A 14,641-nucleotide genomic window follows, 5' to 3' on the forward strand; every position below is an offset into this window, starting at 1 on the left:
TATGCAATCGATCATGAATAACTATCCGAAGACATCGGCTTCGATCCGAATAGATCAGCAAACGTCACGATCCGAGCGCCACCATCCGTTGCCTACACAGCCCGAAGGGGGCGCCCGCCGTAGCGAACGCCCCCTTCGAACCCGCTCAACCCAGGCGATCGGCAAGCATCGCCCACGCACCCGCCGGCACCGTGATCACCGACAACCGCACGTCCTTGCTGTCCCGCACACCCACCGCAGCCCCCAGGCGAGCGACCTCTACACAGGCGTCGTTCCCGCTGTGGCTCGACTTCCGCCACCCCGGTACGCGCTCAACTCCAGTGCCGTACATACGTCCCGCCTCCGCACATCGACCAGCTCCAACGACGCCTCCGGCGACAACGCGGCCTCCACCAGTCGATCGAACGTCCCCCGGAACACGCCGATATCGTCCGGCCCGTCAACCAACTGAGACCCCGTCAACTGCTCCAGCCACGCCGCGAAACGCCCCGGCTCAGTCTCCATCATCACCATCGGCGACGACACCGTGAACGGCGACGTCAAAGGCAACACCTGGAAGCGGAGCAACGGCCACCGCGACGCCATCGACAACACGTGCCCGAGCTGGTCCGCCAACACCGGCAGACCGCCGATCGGGTGATACAGCGCCGCCTCCGACACCACGAACCACGCCGGCACCCCGCGGTCCGCGAAGTCCTGCGCCCGCGCCAGACGGATCCGCAGCCGCTCCGAGGCGACCGCCGGGCTCAGGCCCGGTTCGTGCATGTAGATCGTCGCCAGCGCGCACTGCGGCGACTGGAGCACGCCCGGCCAGCGAAGCGTCTCGTAGCCGAACACACTCAACGCGCTCTCCTCCAGGCGCATGAGCCGGCGCAGCCGCTCCGGCACGCCACTCAGGAGGTCCCGCATGCCCTCGCCGTGCTCGCCATCCTCGGCCTCCGGCCCGAAGCCCAGCGGAGGGAAGCCGAGCCGTTCGATCCCGCAGCCGAACATCGCCACCAGGATGTGCTCGTACACTGCGCTCGGCCGCGGCGGATCGGCTGACTCCCAACGGCGCACGTTCCGCACCGAGCACACGGTGGGGAAACCGAGGACACGCGAAGCATCGTCAATCGCCGCGGCGAACTCGGCCTGCGAGTACCAGCCTTTCGCCCGCCGGGCGGCCACCAGGGCCGGGTTGCCGGGGGTGTGGGTGCGGGTCATGATGCCCGTTCCAGGGGCGTGCGAAGGCTCCGTACTCGCGGCTGCCGCAGGCGCGGGACGCGGTGTTCGCGCGCCAGAGTGCGCAGCGATTCGTAGGTCCACGGGGTGTGTGGAGCGATCTTGGTGGCGGAGACACCCGCTCGCATCTCGTCGAGGATGACCTCCTCGAGGCGGGTGCGGGCGGCCGTCAGCGCTTCCTCGGCGAGTTGGTACTCGGCCCTGCGACTCGTGAAGCGAACGGGAGGGATCCAGGTGCTCCGGCGAGGAGGACGGGCGACCTCGGCGCCGAGGACGCCGGGCGCCACGTTCCATCGGGGTCGATCGTGGGCGATCGTCAGCGCCTCGGCGGCCTCCGCGCCGTCGCGTGTGTCGAACCACTCGACTTCGCGGGTGACGACCTGGTCCCACCACGGCGACTGACTCACGTGATCCGCCCAACGCCGGCGGGGGTTGGCGGCGATGCCGACGTAGATGAGCGCGTCGCCCCTGTCGAAGAAGCGGTAGACCGCGGTGCGGCCCTTGTGCACGGCCATGCATGCCTCCGGATCAGCCGGAGGCGGAACCTCCGGGCGAATCTGTCGTGTCCCTGATGGATCGAACGGTGGGCGGTCGCTTTAGTGGGACGCCGTACTCGCGGGCGATGCCTCGCAGTTTCTCGTGAGACCACGGCACGACCTCGGAGAGCTTCTTGGGGCTCGCGTCCGGGTGTCGCATGTCCTCGGCGGCGGCCTCGCGCAGCTTGGCCTCCGCGATCCCGAGCGCGGCCTGAGCCGCCTCGAAGTCCTCAAGTGCCGCGAGCAACTGAGCGCTCGGTCTGTAGGTGTCCTTGGCCATAGCGGCATGCTCGCACAACCGGTTTGGCCATTGCGATTGCCCTACCCCGACCCTAGTCAGGGCAAATCATTTGGTCAAGACGACTTGGTCAGTCTTGTTTGGCCAAATGATCTGGCCTAAAGTTGAGCCAGAAGCACCCGGTGATTCCGACCGAAGGGGCCAGCCATGTCCGACACCCTGTTTCGCTCCGCCGAACTGATCGAGCCTTACGACCTGGTTGTGTACGCGGGTTCGAAGTCGGAGTTCCACGGCTTCTACGAGGCGGTGCCGTGCTTCTGCCGGCACTGCATCCACGACTTCGCGCGGGGCCGCAACGACGTGCGGTACGAGCTGGTGGACCCGTGGGGCGAGTCGGCGCAGCTCCGGTGCGTGCGCCGGGCGTCCATCCGGCCGGCGCGCCGAGTCTGAGGTTCGGGCCGACTTCGACGCCGACGACCCTATGGGAGGGGAACGTGAGGAAGAGAGCCGTTGCGATTTCGGACTTCGGCAGGTTGTACGCCGTCGCTTACCACACGCTCGGTGAGCAGCATGGCAACCGCCGGTTCGTTGCGATCGAGTCGGAGCAGGCTGTGTGCCGGCTGTTGGAGTCCGACTCTCCGCCGGTGGAGCAGGTCAGGACCCGCCATCGGGGTGAGCCGATCCTCACGGTGACGCCGGTTGCCCCCTTCGGGCGGGTGTTCGATCGCGCGATTGAGGCGGCGGCGGCCTTGCGGGCACTGCCCGCGCGGGTTTGGTGGTGCCACATGTTCGCCTGTCATCCGTTCGTCCAGGAGCGCTTCGAGGCGGCGGAGGTGGTCGACATGGTCCGCTATCTCGTCGGGCACGAAGGGCGCACGGTGGCCGTGTCGCCGCACCTGATCGCATGCACGGACGGGGACTTCACCTGGTTGTGGATCCCCGACGAACCGCCGGTCGAGTGGCTGGACACGCGCCCCGCCTGATCGTTGATGTGGCGGCTGCGCCACGTGTCGTGGCGTGGGCGCGTGGGCGGACCTCAGACATGAGTAGGGCCCCGGGACGGTCGAATTAGAGGTCGCCGTCCGGGGCCCCAGAGACACGGGAGTGTGCACTCCGATGTCCCAGATTTCGAACCCTAGTCGGGTGGGTGGCGCGGGCGCCACGCCTGTGGCGCGGGGGCGCCCCGGGGGGTGGCTTCCGGTTGCCGCGGCGTGTGCCGCGGATGCGTTCCTCGGGTTCCTCGCGTTCCGGCTGTCGTTCGCGGCGTTGACCGTGATCGCGGTGGAGCACGGTGTCCAGGCCGATATCGCGTGGATGTTCGCTGTGATGGTGGACGGGGGTGCGGTGACCGGCACGGTGGGGGTGGTGATGGCGAAGCGGTCCGGGCGCCGTGTGGGCCCGTACTGGTGTGTGGTGGCGGGTTCGGCGGGGGTGAGTTTGGCGTTCAACTGTGCGCACAGCGACGGGACGGGCCTGGGGGTGGCGATCGCGGTGACGCCGCCGCTTGCGCAGCTGGTGGCGACTGAGTTGCTGGTGCGGTTGTTGCCCGAGCCGGATGCGGTGCCGACTGCCGAGCAGGTGTCGTCGGTGGAGCGCGCGGTGGCTTTGGCGGTGGAGGCGGCCGATCGTGCGGGCCGGAGCGTCGTCCTGGTCGAGCAGGCCCGGGAGGAGGCCGGCGCGGCGGCGCGGGTCGCGGTGAAGGAGGCGGCCGGCGTGGCGGCCCTGGAGGTGGACGCGGTTGCGGAGCGCGCCGAGCGGGCGGCCGATACCGCGATGGGGGCGGCGGACCGGGCGGCCGAGGTTGTGGCGCGGGCGCATGCGGAGGCGGCTGACGTGCTCGATCGGGTGGGCACGGCGGCGAAGCACGTGGCGCGCGACGCCACGTGCGTGGCGCGGGACCTGGAGGCCGTGGCGGCCGGTGTTGTGTCGGTGGAGCGCTGCGCGTTGGAGGTCGGCGAGCACGTGGCGCGGGCGGAGCGGATTGCCGACGGCGCCGTGGCGGCCGTGGCGGAGGCGGCCGAGGCTGCCGGGCGGGATGCCACGGTGGAGGCGCGACGGGCGGCGGATGCCGCAGTGGGCGCGGTCGATCGCGTGTCCGGGCACCTGGTGGAGGTCGGTGTGGCGCGGCGGGAGGAGGCGGAGGTTCGTGCCGGGTGGGTCCGGGAGGTCGAGCAGTTGGTTGCCGCGGCGCGCGGCCACGCGGAGGCCGCGGCGGCGGCGCGTCCGGTGGTGGACGAGGGGCCGTATCGGGTGGGGACGCCGGAGCGGGTGGTGTACGACCTGTGGGTGGGTGGTGGGCGGTGGCCGGAGGAGAGCGAGATCCAGGCCGCGTTGCGCGCTGCTGGCCTGGGGGCGAGTCGGCAGCAGGCCCAGAAGAAGCGGACCCTGGTGGGCAAGGAGTTTCCCGGTCTTCCGCGCAAGCGGGAGCAGTTGGAGTTGGCCGGCGCCGGGCGTTGACGGCCGGTGCTGGATGGGTCGGCGTGGCCGAGGGCGGTTGCGTCGGATCGACGGAGGCGGAGGAGTCGTGTTCGAGACGGTGCGTATGCCCGTGACGGTGTTGTTGGTGGTGGGGGATCGGGTGGAGTTCACCACGCCCGATCGTGATCACAGGGATCCCATGGCGGAGCCGCTGGCGAAGGTGCTGCCGCTGGTGGAGCATCTGGGGCTGAATGCGCGGACGCTGCCGGGTGTGAGGCTGGTGGCGTCGATCGACCGGCAGGGGGACCTGGTGGGGTTGGATCGTCCGTAGGCGGTGACGTCCGCGTGGAATCACCTACAAACGAATGTTGCACTTCCCTAAATGAGTGTGTCATACTTGAGGAGTCGGAGGGGGTCGCAAGCCCCGCCGACAGGGATGGTTGACAACTCGAAAGGGGAAGTCGTGGACAACGACGACTACATGGGGGAGGAGGCCCAGAACCTGGGCCTCGAACTCCTCCGGGTGTACGAGCTCATCGTCACCGTACTGGGGCTGCTGCCCCTGCCGATCATGGTGCCCAGCCTCGCGGAGCATGAGGCGGGGGACCTTCGTATCGAGGACATGGTGGCCGCGACCCAGAGGGCGTGGACCATCGTTCCGGAGCAGGTGTTGGCCCCGGAGATCGTCCGGGCGGCATTGCAGACCGCAATCACCCACTGGCTGGTGTCGATGGACCTGCTCGCCAGGTTCACCCACACCGGTGACAGGTGGGCGGTCGCGGGCGTGCTGCTCAATCTCGGAGCCGCCGAAAGGGCCCTGGATGTCGCGGGGCAGATCCTGACGGACCTGGCTGACGAGTAGTCCACTCGCCGCCCCGGCAGCCGGTCGGGGCGGCGAACCCTCCCGGGATCCACCCATCCCAGAGTGTTGCACTTCCCTAAATGAGCGTGTCATACTTGAGGAGTCGAAAGGGGTCGCAAGCCCCACCGACAGGGATGGTTGACAACTCGAGAGGGGAACACCGTGGACGACAACGGATTCGGTGAACTGGAGGCCGACGCGGCGAAGCGCCTGCGCCGCGTCTACATCCTGTGGATCACGGTCATGGCCGCACTGCCGATCCCGATCGTGCTGCCCCGCGCGGAACCGCACTTCGTGAACGCGTGGCACACCGCGCTCGGACGCGCCTGGGACCTGGTCGCCGACCAGCCCGTGGAGAACGGCGCCAAGGCGCTCGCACAGACGGGCATCGCGCACTGGCTGGTCGCCCACGAACAGCTCTCCGGCTTCCTGCACCACCGGGACGAGCTGTGGAGGATCACCGCGATCCTGACGAACATCCACTATGCCGGAATGGCCGCCCTGAACCTGGGTGAGGCGTTCGGCATCGACTTCGACGAGGAGGACGACGACAGCTGACACGAACGCCGCGCCGCCCCGGCCACGAGCCGGGGCGGCGCCGGCCCACGAACGCGATGAGCCGGCGGGGGTGGGCCGAGGCCCACGGACCGAGGTCCGTTGCAAGCCCCCACCGGCTCGGGATGGCTGACTTCGGGGCAGTCGCGGAGACCACTGACGAAAGGCAGCACCACCATGGTAGACAACGGCCGCCTCACCACGACGGAGATCGCCACGAAGTACGGCCGCTCGATTCACACCGTGCAGACGGAGTGGACGCAGGACCCTCGCTGGCCCGAGCCCGTCGGCAAGCGCGGCAAGTGGTTCCTGTACGACGCCGAGGAGGTCGACCGGGTCGTGCGCGAGCACTTCGGGAGGTCGGTGAAGGGCCTGGTCCCGGGCGGGCTCTACACCCTCCAGGAGGCTGCCGACGCCCTCGGTACGACCTACGGCGCACTGCGATCGCACAAGTCCCGCAACAAGCCCCTGTACGAGCCTGCCGACGACGACAAGGGCGGCGTGGATCGCTGGTACGGCGCGAGGTTGGAGAAGATCCACGCCCGCCGCCGCCGCTGAGCATCACCGCGACGGCGCCGGGCAAGGCGGGCGGGATTCCCCTCGGATGTTGTTGCACTTCCCTAAATGAGTGTGTCATACTTGAGAGGTCGGAAGGGGTCGCAAGCCCCACCGGCAGGGATGGTCGACAACTCGAAAGGGGCACACAGTGAGCGCCAAGGACATCAAGAAGCTCATCAAGGCGCTGGAAGCGCAAGGCTTCACCGTCGTGCGGACCAAGGGCAACCACTACAAGGTCTACAAGGGGGGCCGGCTGATCACCACGCTGCCATTCACCCCGTCCGACCACCGGAGCATCCTCAACTGCATCGCGGTCCTGCGCCGCGCCGGCTTCGTCGGCTGACACACCACGTCCCCCGGGGGTCGCCGCTCCCCGGGGGACTCCGCCCCTCCCGAACCCGACACACGGAAGGACACGACCATGACCGCGACCGCCTGGTCGGCCCGCCTCGACATCGAGGCCGCGCCGACCGATGACGACGTAGACGTCGTCCTCGAAAGGCTCGCCGAACATTCGCCGGCCGTCGGCACCACAACCGACGGCAACCTCACCGTGCGCATCGCCGTCGAAGCCGCGACCGCGCGCCGGGCCACCGAGACCGCGCTGGACCTGGTCGCCGCAGCAACCGGGGCCGCGGGCCTCGACCGCACCGTGATCGCCCTCGAGGTCACCCGGTGGGACGAATTCGAACGCGCGCTGGCCCGGCCGATCGTGCCCGCAACCGCAGACCTCGCCGAGCCCCCCGACGTCGGCCGCACCCGCGCGGGATAGACCGCACCGCGAGGCTCCTCCCCGACCGAATGCCCCGACACCGTGCCCCCGGCCCCGACAGTGGACCGGGGGCACGGCCGTTCACCCCTCGCCCAGCTGCGCCCGCAGATCCGCCGCCTCCCGCTGCGCCGCCGCCAGGTCGGCCATCATCCGCCGCGTACCCTCGGCGACGCCCTCGTCCCACACCTGCCGGACCAACGCCTCGGCCTCGGCCTGGTCCAGGTCGGTGGCCTGCATGACCCGTTCCGTCAGTCGCACGATCGGATGCTCGTCCATCCCCCCAGCACAGCCCGGCCGGCGCCGGGCGGCCACAGGGGAGCCGGACCGTGCGCCCGAACGGGTGGGCACGTCCGACGGCCGTGCCACGCTGGGAGCGTGCACCTGCCGGGACGAGACTGCGAGGCATCGTGAGCGGACACGCACGCTGGGAACCGGGACACTTCAACGGTGCACCGCCCGAACGGCTCCGGTGCCGCGCCGAGATCGAATCGGCGGACGCCCTCGCCCAGGCGGTCCACGACCGGCGCACGGAACTCGGCATGAGCCGCGCGGAGTTCGCCGAGCACGCAGGCGTCGACGAGCGCGAAATCGCCCGCCTGGAGGACGGCCCCAGCCTGCCGGACGCCGCGATCCGGGGCCGCCTGCGCGACGCACTCCCTCCGGACGCCCCGGCGCATCGCGCGGCCGGCCCGTCCACGCCGAGCGGGCACGCGTGACCGACGCCCCGATCGAGCACGACTTCCGATACACGGACGACCGCCGCCAGCTCTGTGTCCACTGCGAGCTTCCGCACTCCTGGTGGAGCGGGGAGTCCTGCCCCGGAACCGCGCCGCCCCGACCCGACCCCATGCCGGTCGTCCGCGTTCCGCACTGCCCCCGGCCGCAGCGGATCAAGTCCCGAGTCCGCTACGACCCCGCGAGTTGGTACCTGCAAGAGGTCTGCGACTGCCCGCACGACCCCGACGCGGCGCTGTGGCGCGTTCACTGGGTCGCCCACAACGGCCGGGAGATGCACTGCCCCTGCGGCCCGCGCATGTACGCCTCCGACATTCGAGAGACCCCGGGCGGCGGATACGCGTGCTTCGACTGCAAAGGCCGACTGCCGGACCGGGCGCGCGGGCGGTTCGTCGTCGTCGACATGCTCTGCTGCTACTGCGAGGGCGTGGCCAAGGCGGGTCGAGGCGTCGTCGTGAACGCCGGGACCCATCAGGAACTCGCCCCTGCACGGCCGGCATCCACGTAGCACGGCTCGGTCGTCTCGGCACGCATCCCGCACAAATGCGGATCGCTGGGCCGGCCCCGATCGGAGCAGCCAGTGTGGACGCCTACGCCCACTCGTCCGAGGAGTTCGAATGACGACAGCAGCAGCCCGCTTCGGCGCCGTCGCGGCCGTCCTGGTCTGCGCCCACCATGTCGGCGACTACTGGACCCAGACCCACCGCCAAGCCCTCACCAAGGGCCGGCCCGGCGCCGAAGGCCATCGCGCGTGCGCCGCCCATGTCGTCACCTACACCCTCGGCCAGGCCGCCGCGCTCGCCGCCGCCGACCGCTACCTCGGCCTCGGCGTCCATTGGCGTCGGGCCGCGGCCGGCCTTGCCGTATCGGCCGCGACCCACTACCTGGTCGATCGGCGGTCGCCCCTCGAGGCGATCGCCAACGGCATCGGGAAGGGCGAGTTCTACAAGGTTGGTGCTGGCCACGGCTGCCTCGGGACCGGTGCCGCCGCCATGGACCAGTCCTGGCACCTGGGCTGGTGCACCCTCGCTGCGGCCGTGGTCGCCGGACCCGGCCGCCGCTGACTTCACCCACCCCTCGAAGGGACAGACATGCACAGCGACGACGCACGCACGCTGGGGGCCCTCCGCCGGGCCGTGGCCGCCCTGGCGGACCTCCCGAACGACACGCCCGTGATCCTCGCCAAGGACGGCGAAGGGAACGGGTACAGCCCCCTTGCGCGGATCTCCGACGGGATGTACTTCGCCGAAAGCACCTACCAGGGCGAGCGGTATCTCACCGACGAACAGCTCGCCGACGAGATGGCGCGGCCCGGAAGCGGCTGGTCCGAGGACGACGGGGCGCCCGAAGGATCCGTTCTGGCTGTGTTCCTGGAGCCAACCAACTGAGGGCGTCACGGCCCCGAGCGTCGCCGACCGGGTTTGCCCGGTGGCGGCGTTCGGTGCTGCGCCACACACTCATGATCATGGACATGTTCGAGGTCGGCGTCCTGATCGTGCTGGATGGGCTGGCCGTCGACGGCACGGCCGACATCCGGGACTGGTATCCGCCCGGCGCCGAGCGCCCGGCGGGCGCCCCGGAGCGGTGGTCCGCCTCGATCAGCTCCGAGTACCCCCTGGCTGCCGTCGCCCCGGTCGGTGCGCGCGGTGATCTCCACGTCGACGAGACCGGCGCACACGGCCGGTTCGAGGTCGTCCAGGCGGCCGACTACACCGCCCAGGTGGTCGGTCGCGGCGACATCACCCCCTGATCGGACCTGGCCTCGGTCGGTCCGGGCGCGCTCGACGCACTCCCCGCGAAGGCGTTCCGCAGCGTCCTGCCCATCCCCCTGCGGAACCCCCTCCGGAGGGGGTTCCGGTGCCCCCTCCCGTTTTTGCCATCGCAACCGGCGGCACGCGTGCACCCATTCCCGCACCGACATACGAACTCGCAGGCCAGGGGCATTCGGAGGGTTCGGTCCGGACGCTCCGAATCCTCCGAAGGAACCCCTTCCGCAACCCCCTCGGGAACCCCCTCAGGAAGGGGGTGCGAAGGGGGTCAGGGGTAACGCGCGTCTCCCCGTTCCCCGATCCCCGTTCCCCTGCCCCGGGCCCCAGCCCCCGCCCCGCGCACGCGCGCGAACCCGCCCGAACACGCCGCGAGTTCAACCGGACCAGCCATCGGAGGGGGAGGGGAAAACCGCGTGTCCACCGGATCGGCGTCGGGTTAGAGTGATGACGTTCAGGTGCGAGGGCGACCGGTTACTTCTTCTGGTAGAAAACGAACCGAATGCCGTACTGATCTCTGGACCTCGACAGCTTCACGTGCCTACCCGGTGCGTGGGCGACGGGTACTTCAACAGAGTTGTGGTTCGAATCCACCCCTCCGCTTGCGGAGGGTTGCCCACTGGTAGGGGCAAACCGTCGCCCGTTCGATCTCGGGAAGCACAACAACTTCATACGCACCTCCCGGTGCGCAGACGACGGATACTTCAATCCAACGGTCGCGGGTTCGAGTCCCGTCCGGTTGCCCAGGCAGCCGGTAGCTCAGGTGGTAGAGCATTGGGCCCTTCCTCCGTCGCCGCTTCGACCTCGGGAGGACAGCGTCGGGGGTGCCCGGTGCGCAGGCCGGGAGTTCTTCCGCTGATAACGGGGAGGTCCCGGGTTCGAATCCCGGCGGACGACCGCAAGGCCGTCTGTAGCTCAGTGGCCTAGAGCGCCTTGAAAGCCCAGCCGCCTCGATCTCGGGCACCCACCCACGCCGATCCTTCCCCCACCCGCCTGGGGACCGCCACCATGACCCGCTTCAACACCCGTTCCGCACGCCCCGCCGTCCTCTCGCCCGTGACCACCACCGGGCGCACCACGACGAATCACCAGGGCAGTGTCGGCCACCTCCGCGACGCGCGCAGCGAGTTGTTCCTGCTTGCCGTCGCCAACTTCGTCGGCACCGACACGTTCTACGAAGCCGGCGGCGACCGCGACGACCGCTACACCGCGCTCGTGCGCACCGTCGCCGTCGAAGACCCGGCATGGATGGTCGAGTTCGTGCGCTGGCTCCGCCACGAGGCGAACATGCGCAGCGCAGCGCTGGTCGCTGCGGCCGAGACCGTCAAGGCTCGTCTCGACGCCGGCCTGGACCGTGCCCCGACCACGTCGGCACGCACCGCCACCATGTCCGAGGTCGGCACCCGCACAGTGCCCGCGACGGGCGGAACCGGGCACTCGCGCAAGGTCGTGGACGCGGCGCTCGCTCGCGCCGACGAGCCGGGGGAACTCCTCGGCTACTGGACCGCGCGCTACGGCCGCGCCGTACCCAAGCCGATCAAGCGCGGCATCGCCGACGCCGTTCGCCGCCTGTACACCGAGCATTCGCTGCTCAAGTACGACACCGGAAGCAAGGGCTACCGCTTCGGCGACGTGCTCAACCTGGTGCACGCGGCACCGGCGCCGGACCGGCCGTGGCAGGGCGACCTATTCGCGCACTCGCTGAACCGGCGCCACGAGCGTGGCTCGGTCCCCGACCCCGACGTGCTGCCGACGCTCGCCCGCAACGCCGCCTTCCAGGAGTTCGCCGCGCAGGATCCGAGCATCCTGCTCGACTCCGAGGAACTGCGGCGCGCGGGCGTGACCTGGGAGGCCGCGCTGTCGCTCGCGGGCGACAAGGTGGACAAGGGCCGGCTGTGGGAGGCGCTGATCCCGTCGATGCGCTACATGGCGCTCCTGCGGAACCTGCGGAACATGGACCGCGCCGGGGTATCGGACGACGCTGCGGAGGCCGTCGCGGCCCGTCTGGCGGACCCGGAAGAGGTTGCTCGGTCCCGTCAGTTCCCCTTCCGGTTCTACGCGGCGCACACCGCCGTGCAGTCCCTGCGGTGGGGTCACGCCCTGGAGAAGGCGCTCCGGGCTTCGCTGGCGAACGTGCCGGCCCTTCCCGGCCGCACCCTCGTTCTGGTCGACCAGTCGCCGTCGATGTTCCCCGGCTACCCCTTCTCGACGGCGAACACGAGCGACATCACGCTCGCCGACCAGGCGAAGCTGTTCGGCTCGGCGCTGGCGCTGCGCGCGGCCGACGCCGACCTGGTCGGCTACGGAATCGAGAACTACACCGTGCCGTTCCACCGGAGCGACGCCGTCCTGACCGTCATGGGTCGCTTCCGCATGGAGGACGGCACCGACACCCCGGCCGCCGTCCGCGACCACTACAAGGACCACGACCGCGTCCTCATCGTCACCGACGAGCAGACCGGCAACATGTGGACGCGGACCGGGCTCACGGTCGACTCGATCGTGCCTGCCCACGTCCCCGTCTACACCTGGAACCTCGCCGGGTATCGGACCGGGCACGCCCCGTCGGGGGCGGCGAACCGGCACACCTTCGGCGGCCTGACCGACGCGGCCTTCCGGATGATCCCGCTCCTGGAGTCCGGCCGAAGCGCGACCTGGCCGTGGGAGCAGCGCACAGCCTCGTGAGTGTCATAGCGGAGTGCATCACACGGTGAATTCGGTGCTCGATCGACCTCGGGCCGGCAGGCTGAGGTCGATCGGGTTCCCCAACGCTCCAACGAAAGGTGCCACCGTGAACGGGCCTCCGCTTGACAGCCATTCGATACAGCGATTGGCCTTCATTAGGCACCTATACGAACAGGGCGTCGAACAAGCCTCCCGCCCGGAGGCATTGTCGGCAACGGCCATTCTGTCGTTCCATGATGCCGTCGAGTTGTTTGTCAAACTTGCAGCGGATCATCTCGGCGTCAACATGAAGACAAAGGCGGCACTTGCCGAGTACTGGACGGAACTCGATCGCGTCCTGGCGCCGGACGTCCTTCCCAGCAAGAACGCCATGGGGCGTCTCAACACGATGCGCAACAGTCTCAAGCACGATGGGACGCACCCATCGCCGAGGGCCATCCCGCAAGTGCAGGCGGACGTGACCACGTTCCTTACCGACGCCTGCTCACTCGCCCTGGACGTCGATTTCGCGAGCGTCGACCTGAGTGACCTTGTTCAACGCCCGGAAACGGTAGCCCACCTGGCCGAGGCCGGTGGCTACGCCGACGCCGGAGATCTACCGGCAGCGATGGCAACGCTTCTGGCCGCTGTCGAGGAACTCGTCTGGCACTACACCCGTTGGCGTCCGGCGGGACAGTCGCCCTTCTGGTTCGGCCCCACCCTGCCGTTGCCGGGACCCGCACGGGTCCCGCGTTCCACCGGGCGCGGGTATGACATGGTCCAACCCACTCACCGGGAATACGGCCAGGCGCAGGCCACCTTGGAGTTGCAGAACGCCATGCGCTTGATGAGTTTGGGCATTGACTATCGCAGGTTCGCGCGCCTCCGCTTCCTAGCGCCTCGCCTGGAGAGAGGTACAGAGGGACAGATCTACTTCGACGCAGGCCGTGTTGTCCCTGGGCAACTCAACTTCCAGGACTATCAATTCGGGCGGTTGTTCGTCATCGAGGCGGCTATTCAGGCTGCGCAATCCGACGCACTGCTGATGCGCATGGATGCTGACGAACAGGGCGAGCGCGAGACGTGGTCACCGCCTCGTTGGCAGTATCTGAAGGGCGAGCCTAGCCCAGGCGGCTTCGTCCGCAGACTTGCGCCCGAGAGCGAGTGAACATAGTCTCTGCTCTACTGGTGATCTTGCACTCACGGGGCCGTCCGCAAGGGCGGCCCTTTCGCATGTCCGGGGGTGAACTCGTGTCCCTGGAGCAGTACCTCGTCGACGACAAGGCCGCCGCGGCCTGGACCGGCCGGCCGGCATCGACCATCCGCCGCTGGGGCCTCGAAGGGCGCATCACCAAGCACGGGAACGGGCGCGGAGCCGTCCGCTACGACCTTCGCGAGCTGCAACCCCGGACGGCCGCTAACGGGCCCATGAAGGCCCCGCCGCTACCCGAACAACTCGCCACCGCGGCCTGACCGCGACCTTGAACCCGGCGCCCCGTAACCCCCGAGGCGGGGCGTCGATCGATCTCGTGGGCGGGCGCCCGCGCTCCCGACCTGGAGGCTGTGGCGGCCCGGGTACCGTGTCGAGCCGCGCCCGCCCACGAGTTCACCGCCCCAGGCTGATACGCACCCTGGGGCCCGTGCCGAAGAACGTCATGCCGTCGTAGGCCAGGACCATGTCCCGCGCGTCCCCCGGGATCTCGATCGGCAGGATCGTCGACGCCGACGTGCCCTGCGTGAGGACCCCGCCGGTGTGCTCGAACTCCCGGCAGCCGACGACCCCCACGTTGGCCTTCTGCTGGGCGCCTTGGCTGCGGTACTGCAACTCCCAGTCGAACGCCCCGTACATCGGAGTGCCCGGGTACGTGTCGTTGCGGACGTCGACCTCCACCAGCGCGTAGGTCCGACCCGGCCCGGCAGGGAACAGGTCGGACAGGCACGGGTCATAGGTCACGCGCCGCACGCGCACCGCTGCGCCCTGGACGCGCAGCCATTCGCCGACCCGGCCCGTCGAGTCCACCTCGGTCGGGATGCCCGGCGCGGTCGGCAACGGCGGGAGCGGGCTCTCCGCCGGCGCGGTCGGCGCCGCTGTGGTGGGGACCACGAGGATGCGCGGGGGAGACGTCGTTGCGATCGGCGCGTTCGCGAACGGATGCCTCGGATCGGTGTCGCCACCGTCCGCACAGCCCGCGGTCGTCAGCCCCACCACGATCACGGCCGCCATTGCCCTGCCCAGCACGGTCCCCACCCCTCGACGCGCGACAAGGTCGCCAGGCTAGCGGCGGCAACGCCGCGGCAGGCGTTGATCATCGAACC

General features: G+C 69.7%; 23 protein-coding genes and 1 tRNA gene. 18 read left to right on the top strand and 6 right to left on the bottom strand.

What is annotated here, in order from left to right:
- Positions 1-145: 145 nt before the first annotated feature.
- From ACFXKZ_RS29940 to ACFXKZ_RS29955, 4 genes are read right to left on the bottom strand one after another with little or no spacing between them, the layout of a single operon-like run.
- On the bottom strand, positions 146-331 hold the full coding sequence (locus tag ACFXKZ_RS29940; protein WP_380004195.1) for a DUF397 domain-containing protein: 186 nt from the start codon (positions 329-331) through the stop codon (positions 146-148).
- The gene (locus tag ACFXKZ_RS29945) at positions 259-1,203 is read right to left on the bottom strand and encodes a DUF5753 domain-containing protein (protein ID WP_380004196.1); all 945 of its coding nucleotides are present in this window, start codon (positions 1,201-1,203) and stop codon (positions 259-261) included. Before ACFXKZ_RS29945 ends, ACFXKZ_RS29940 begins: the two co-directional genes overlap by 73 nt.
- Entirely contained in the window at positions 1,200-1,736 is a 537-nt protein-coding gene (locus ACFXKZ_RS29950; protein ID WP_380004197.1) for a GIY-YIG nuclease family protein, read from the bottom strand. The genes ACFXKZ_RS29945 and ACFXKZ_RS29950 overlap by 4 nt, the downstream gene beginning before the upstream one ends.
- Before the next feature lie 13 nt (positions 1,737-1,749).
- The gene (locus ACFXKZ_RS29955) at positions 1,750-2,037 is read right to left on the bottom strand and encodes a hypothetical protein (protein ID WP_380004198.1); all 288 of its coding nucleotides are present in this window, start codon (positions 2,035-2,037) and stop codon (positions 1,750-1,752) included.
- A gap of 165 nt (positions 2,038-2,202) precedes the next feature.
- Here ACFXKZ_RS29955 and ACFXKZ_RS29960 point away from each other — a divergent pair, with 165 nt between their 5' ends.
- From ACFXKZ_RS29960 to ACFXKZ_RS30000, 9 genes are all read left to right on the top strand, one after another.
- Entirely contained in the window at positions 2,203-2,445 is a 243-nt protein-coding gene (locus ACFXKZ_RS29960) for a hypothetical protein (protein ID WP_380004199.1), read from the top strand.
- A gap of 194 nt (positions 2,446-2,639) precedes the next feature.
- Positions 2,640-2,978, top strand: coding sequence for a hypothetical protein (locus ACFXKZ_RS29965; RefSeq protein ID WP_380004200.1), 339 nt, complete (start codon positions 2,640-2,642; stop codon positions 2,976-2,978).
- A 133-nt stretch (positions 2,979-3,111) separates the two neighbouring features.
- The gene (locus ACFXKZ_RS29970; RefSeq protein WP_380004201.1) at positions 3,112-4,452 is read left to right on the top strand and encodes a DUF2637 domain-containing protein; all 1,341 of its coding nucleotides are present in this window, start codon (positions 3,112-3,114) and stop codon (positions 4,450-4,452) included.
- Between the two features lie 67 nt (positions 4,453-4,519).
- A complete protein-coding gene (locus tag ACFXKZ_RS29975) occupies positions 4,520-4,744 on the top strand; it encodes a hypothetical protein (RefSeq protein WP_380004202.1) in 225 nt (74 codons plus the stop codon).
- Between the two features lie 132 nt (positions 4,745-4,876).
- Positions 4,877-5,275 (top strand): hypothetical protein, encoded by a 399-nt coding sequence (locus ACFXKZ_RS29980; RefSeq protein ID WP_380004203.1) that lies wholly within the window; start codon positions 4,877-4,879, stop codon positions 5,273-5,275.
- A gap of 162 nt (positions 5,276-5,437) precedes the next feature.
- On the top strand, positions 5,438-5,833 hold the full coding sequence (locus tag ACFXKZ_RS29985; RefSeq protein ID WP_380004205.1) for a hypothetical protein: 396 nt from the start codon (positions 5,438-5,440) through the stop codon (positions 5,831-5,833).
- 174 nt (positions 5,834-6,007) lie between these two features.
- The gene (locus ACFXKZ_RS29990) at positions 6,008-6,388 is read left to right on the top strand and encodes a hypothetical protein (protein WP_380004206.1); all 381 of its coding nucleotides are present in this window, start codon (positions 6,008-6,010) and stop codon (positions 6,386-6,388) included.
- Positions 6,389-6,536: 148 nt separating this feature from the next.
- Positions 6,537-6,731: a type II toxin-antitoxin system HicA family toxin gene (locus ACFXKZ_RS29995; RefSeq protein ID WP_380004207.1), complete on the top strand. Its 195-nt coding sequence runs from the start codon at positions 6,537-6,539 to the stop codon at positions 6,729-6,731.
- 78 nt (positions 6,732-6,809) lie between these two features.
- Entirely contained in the window at positions 6,810-7,160 is a 351-nt protein-coding gene (locus tag ACFXKZ_RS30000; protein WP_380004208.1) for a hypothetical protein, read from the top strand.
- Positions 7,161-7,241: 81 nt separating this feature from the next.
- Here the strand turns inward: ACFXKZ_RS30000 and ACFXKZ_RS30005 are convergent, their stop codons facing one another.
- A complete protein-coding gene (locus tag ACFXKZ_RS30005; RefSeq protein ID WP_380004209.1) occupies positions 7,242-7,436 on the bottom strand; it encodes a hypothetical protein in 195 nt (64 codons plus the stop codon).
- A 131-nt stretch (positions 7,437-7,567) separates the two neighbouring features.
- Here ACFXKZ_RS30005 and ACFXKZ_RS30010 point away from each other — a divergent pair, with 131 nt between their 5' ends.
- From ACFXKZ_RS30010 to ACFXKZ_RS30050, 9 genes are all read left to right on the top strand, one after another.
- Positions 7,568-7,876, top strand: a complete 309-nt coding sequence (locus tag ACFXKZ_RS30010) for a helix-turn-helix domain-containing protein (RefSeq protein ID WP_380004210.1) — start codon at positions 7,568-7,570, stop codon at positions 7,874-7,876.
- Positions 7,873-8,403: a hypothetical protein gene (locus ACFXKZ_RS30015; RefSeq protein ID WP_380004211.1), complete on the top strand. Its 531-nt coding sequence runs from the start codon at positions 7,873-7,875 to the stop codon at positions 8,401-8,403. The genes ACFXKZ_RS30010 and ACFXKZ_RS30015 overlap by 4 nt, the downstream gene beginning before the upstream one ends.
- 109 nt (positions 8,404-8,512) lie before the next feature.
- Entirely contained in the window at positions 8,513-8,959 is a 447-nt protein-coding gene (locus ACFXKZ_RS30020; protein ID WP_380004212.1) for a hypothetical protein, read from the top strand.
- A gap of 27 nt (positions 8,960-8,986) precedes the next feature.
- A complete protein-coding gene (locus ACFXKZ_RS30025) occupies positions 8,987-9,283 on the top strand; it encodes a hypothetical protein (RefSeq protein ID WP_380004213.1) in 297 nt (98 codons plus the stop codon).
- A 77-nt stretch (positions 9,284-9,360) separates the two neighbouring features.
- Positions 9,361-9,645 carry a hypothetical protein gene (locus ACFXKZ_RS30030; protein WP_380004214.1) on the top strand — a complete coding sequence of 95 codons (285 nt, stop codon included), beginning with the start codon at positions 9,361-9,363 and terminating at the stop codon, positions 9,643-9,645.
- A 767-nt stretch (positions 9,646-10,412) separates the two neighbouring features.
- A tRNA-Ile gene (locus ACFXKZ_RS30035) sits at positions 10,413-10,558 on the top strand.
- Between the two features lie 111 nt (positions 10,559-10,669).
- Positions 10,670-12,346, top strand: a complete 1,677-nt coding sequence (locus ACFXKZ_RS30040) for a TROVE domain-containing protein (RefSeq protein ID WP_380004215.1) — start codon at positions 10,670-10,672, stop codon at positions 12,344-12,346.
- Between the two features lie 106 nt (positions 12,347-12,452).
- Positions 12,453-13,493, top strand: coding sequence for a hypothetical protein (locus ACFXKZ_RS30045; RefSeq protein ID WP_380004216.1), 1,041 nt, complete (start codon positions 12,453-12,455; stop codon positions 13,491-13,493).
- 83 nt (positions 13,494-13,576) lie between these two features.
- Entirely contained in the window at positions 13,577-13,798 is a 222-nt protein-coding gene (locus tag ACFXKZ_RS30050; RefSeq protein ID WP_380004217.1) for a DNA-binding protein, read from the top strand.
- 133 nt (positions 13,799-13,931) lie between these two features.
- Here ACFXKZ_RS30050 and ACFXKZ_RS30055 read toward each other — a convergent pair whose 3' ends face one another.
- Positions 13,932-14,564, bottom strand: coding sequence for a hypothetical protein (locus ACFXKZ_RS30055; protein ID WP_380004218.1), 633 nt, complete (start codon positions 14,562-14,564; stop codon positions 13,932-13,934).
- Between the last annotated feature and the right edge of the window lie 77 nt (positions 14,565-14,641).

Origin of the sequence: Embleya sp. NPDC059237, assembly GCF_042754105.1 — a bacterium.
Taxonomy (GTDB): Bacteria; Actinomycetota; Actinomycetes; order Streptomycetales; family Streptomycetaceae; genus Embleya.

What these genes read in the sequence shown, in the direction of transcription:
- ACFXKZ_RS29940 (WP_380004195.1), bottom strand. Translation starts at nt 331, where the DNA reads ATGTACGGCACTGGAGTTGAGCGCGTACCGGGGTGGCGGAAGTCGAGC.
- ACFXKZ_RS29945 (WP_380004196.1), bottom strand. Translation starts at nt 1,203, where the DNA reads ATGACCCGCACCCACACCCCCGGCAACCCGGCCCTGGTGGCCGCCCGG.
- ACFXKZ_RS29950 (WP_380004197.1), bottom strand. Translation starts at nt 1,736, where the DNA reads ATGGCCGTGCACAAGGGCCGCACCGCGGTCTACCGCTTCTTCGACAGG.
- ACFXKZ_RS29955 (WP_380004198.1), bottom strand. Translation starts at nt 2,037, where the DNA reads ATGGCCAAGGACACCTACAGACCGAGCGCTCAGTTGCTCGCGGCACTT.
- ACFXKZ_RS29960 (WP_380004199.1), top strand. Translation starts at nt 2,203, where the DNA reads ATGTCCGACACCCTGTTTCGCTCCGCCGAACTGATCGAGCCTTACGAC.
- ACFXKZ_RS29970 (WP_380004201.1), top strand. Translation starts at nt 3,112, where the DNA reads ATGTCCCAGATTTCGAACCCTAGTCGGGTGGGTGGCGCGGGCGCCACG.
- ACFXKZ_RS29990 (WP_380004206.1), top strand. Translation starts at nt 6,008, where the DNA reads ATGGTAGACAACGGCCGCCTCACCACGACGGAGATCGCCACGAAGTAC.
- ACFXKZ_RS30000 (WP_380004208.1), top strand. Translation starts at nt 6,810, where the DNA reads ATGACCGCGACCGCCTGGTCGGCCCGCCTCGACATCGAGGCCGCGCCG.
- ACFXKZ_RS30005 (WP_380004209.1), bottom strand. Translation starts at nt 7,436, where the DNA reads ATGGACGAGCATCCGATCGTGCGACTGACGGAACGGGTCATGCAGGCC.
- ACFXKZ_RS30020 (WP_380004212.1), top strand. Translation starts at nt 8,513, where the DNA reads ATGACGACAGCAGCAGCCCGCTTCGGCGCCGTCGCGGCCGTCCTGGTC.
- ACFXKZ_RS30025 (WP_380004213.1), top strand. Translation starts at nt 8,987, where the DNA reads ATGCACAGCGACGACGCACGCACGCTGGGGGCCCTCCGCCGGGCCGTG.
- ACFXKZ_RS30030 (WP_380004214.1), top strand. Translation starts at nt 9,361, where the DNA reads ATGGACATGTTCGAGGTCGGCGTCCTGATCGTGCTGGATGGGCTGGCC.
- ACFXKZ_RS30040 (WP_380004215.1), top strand. Translation starts at nt 10,670, where the DNA reads ATGACCCGCTTCAACACCCGTTCCGCACGCCCCGCCGTCCTCTCGCCC.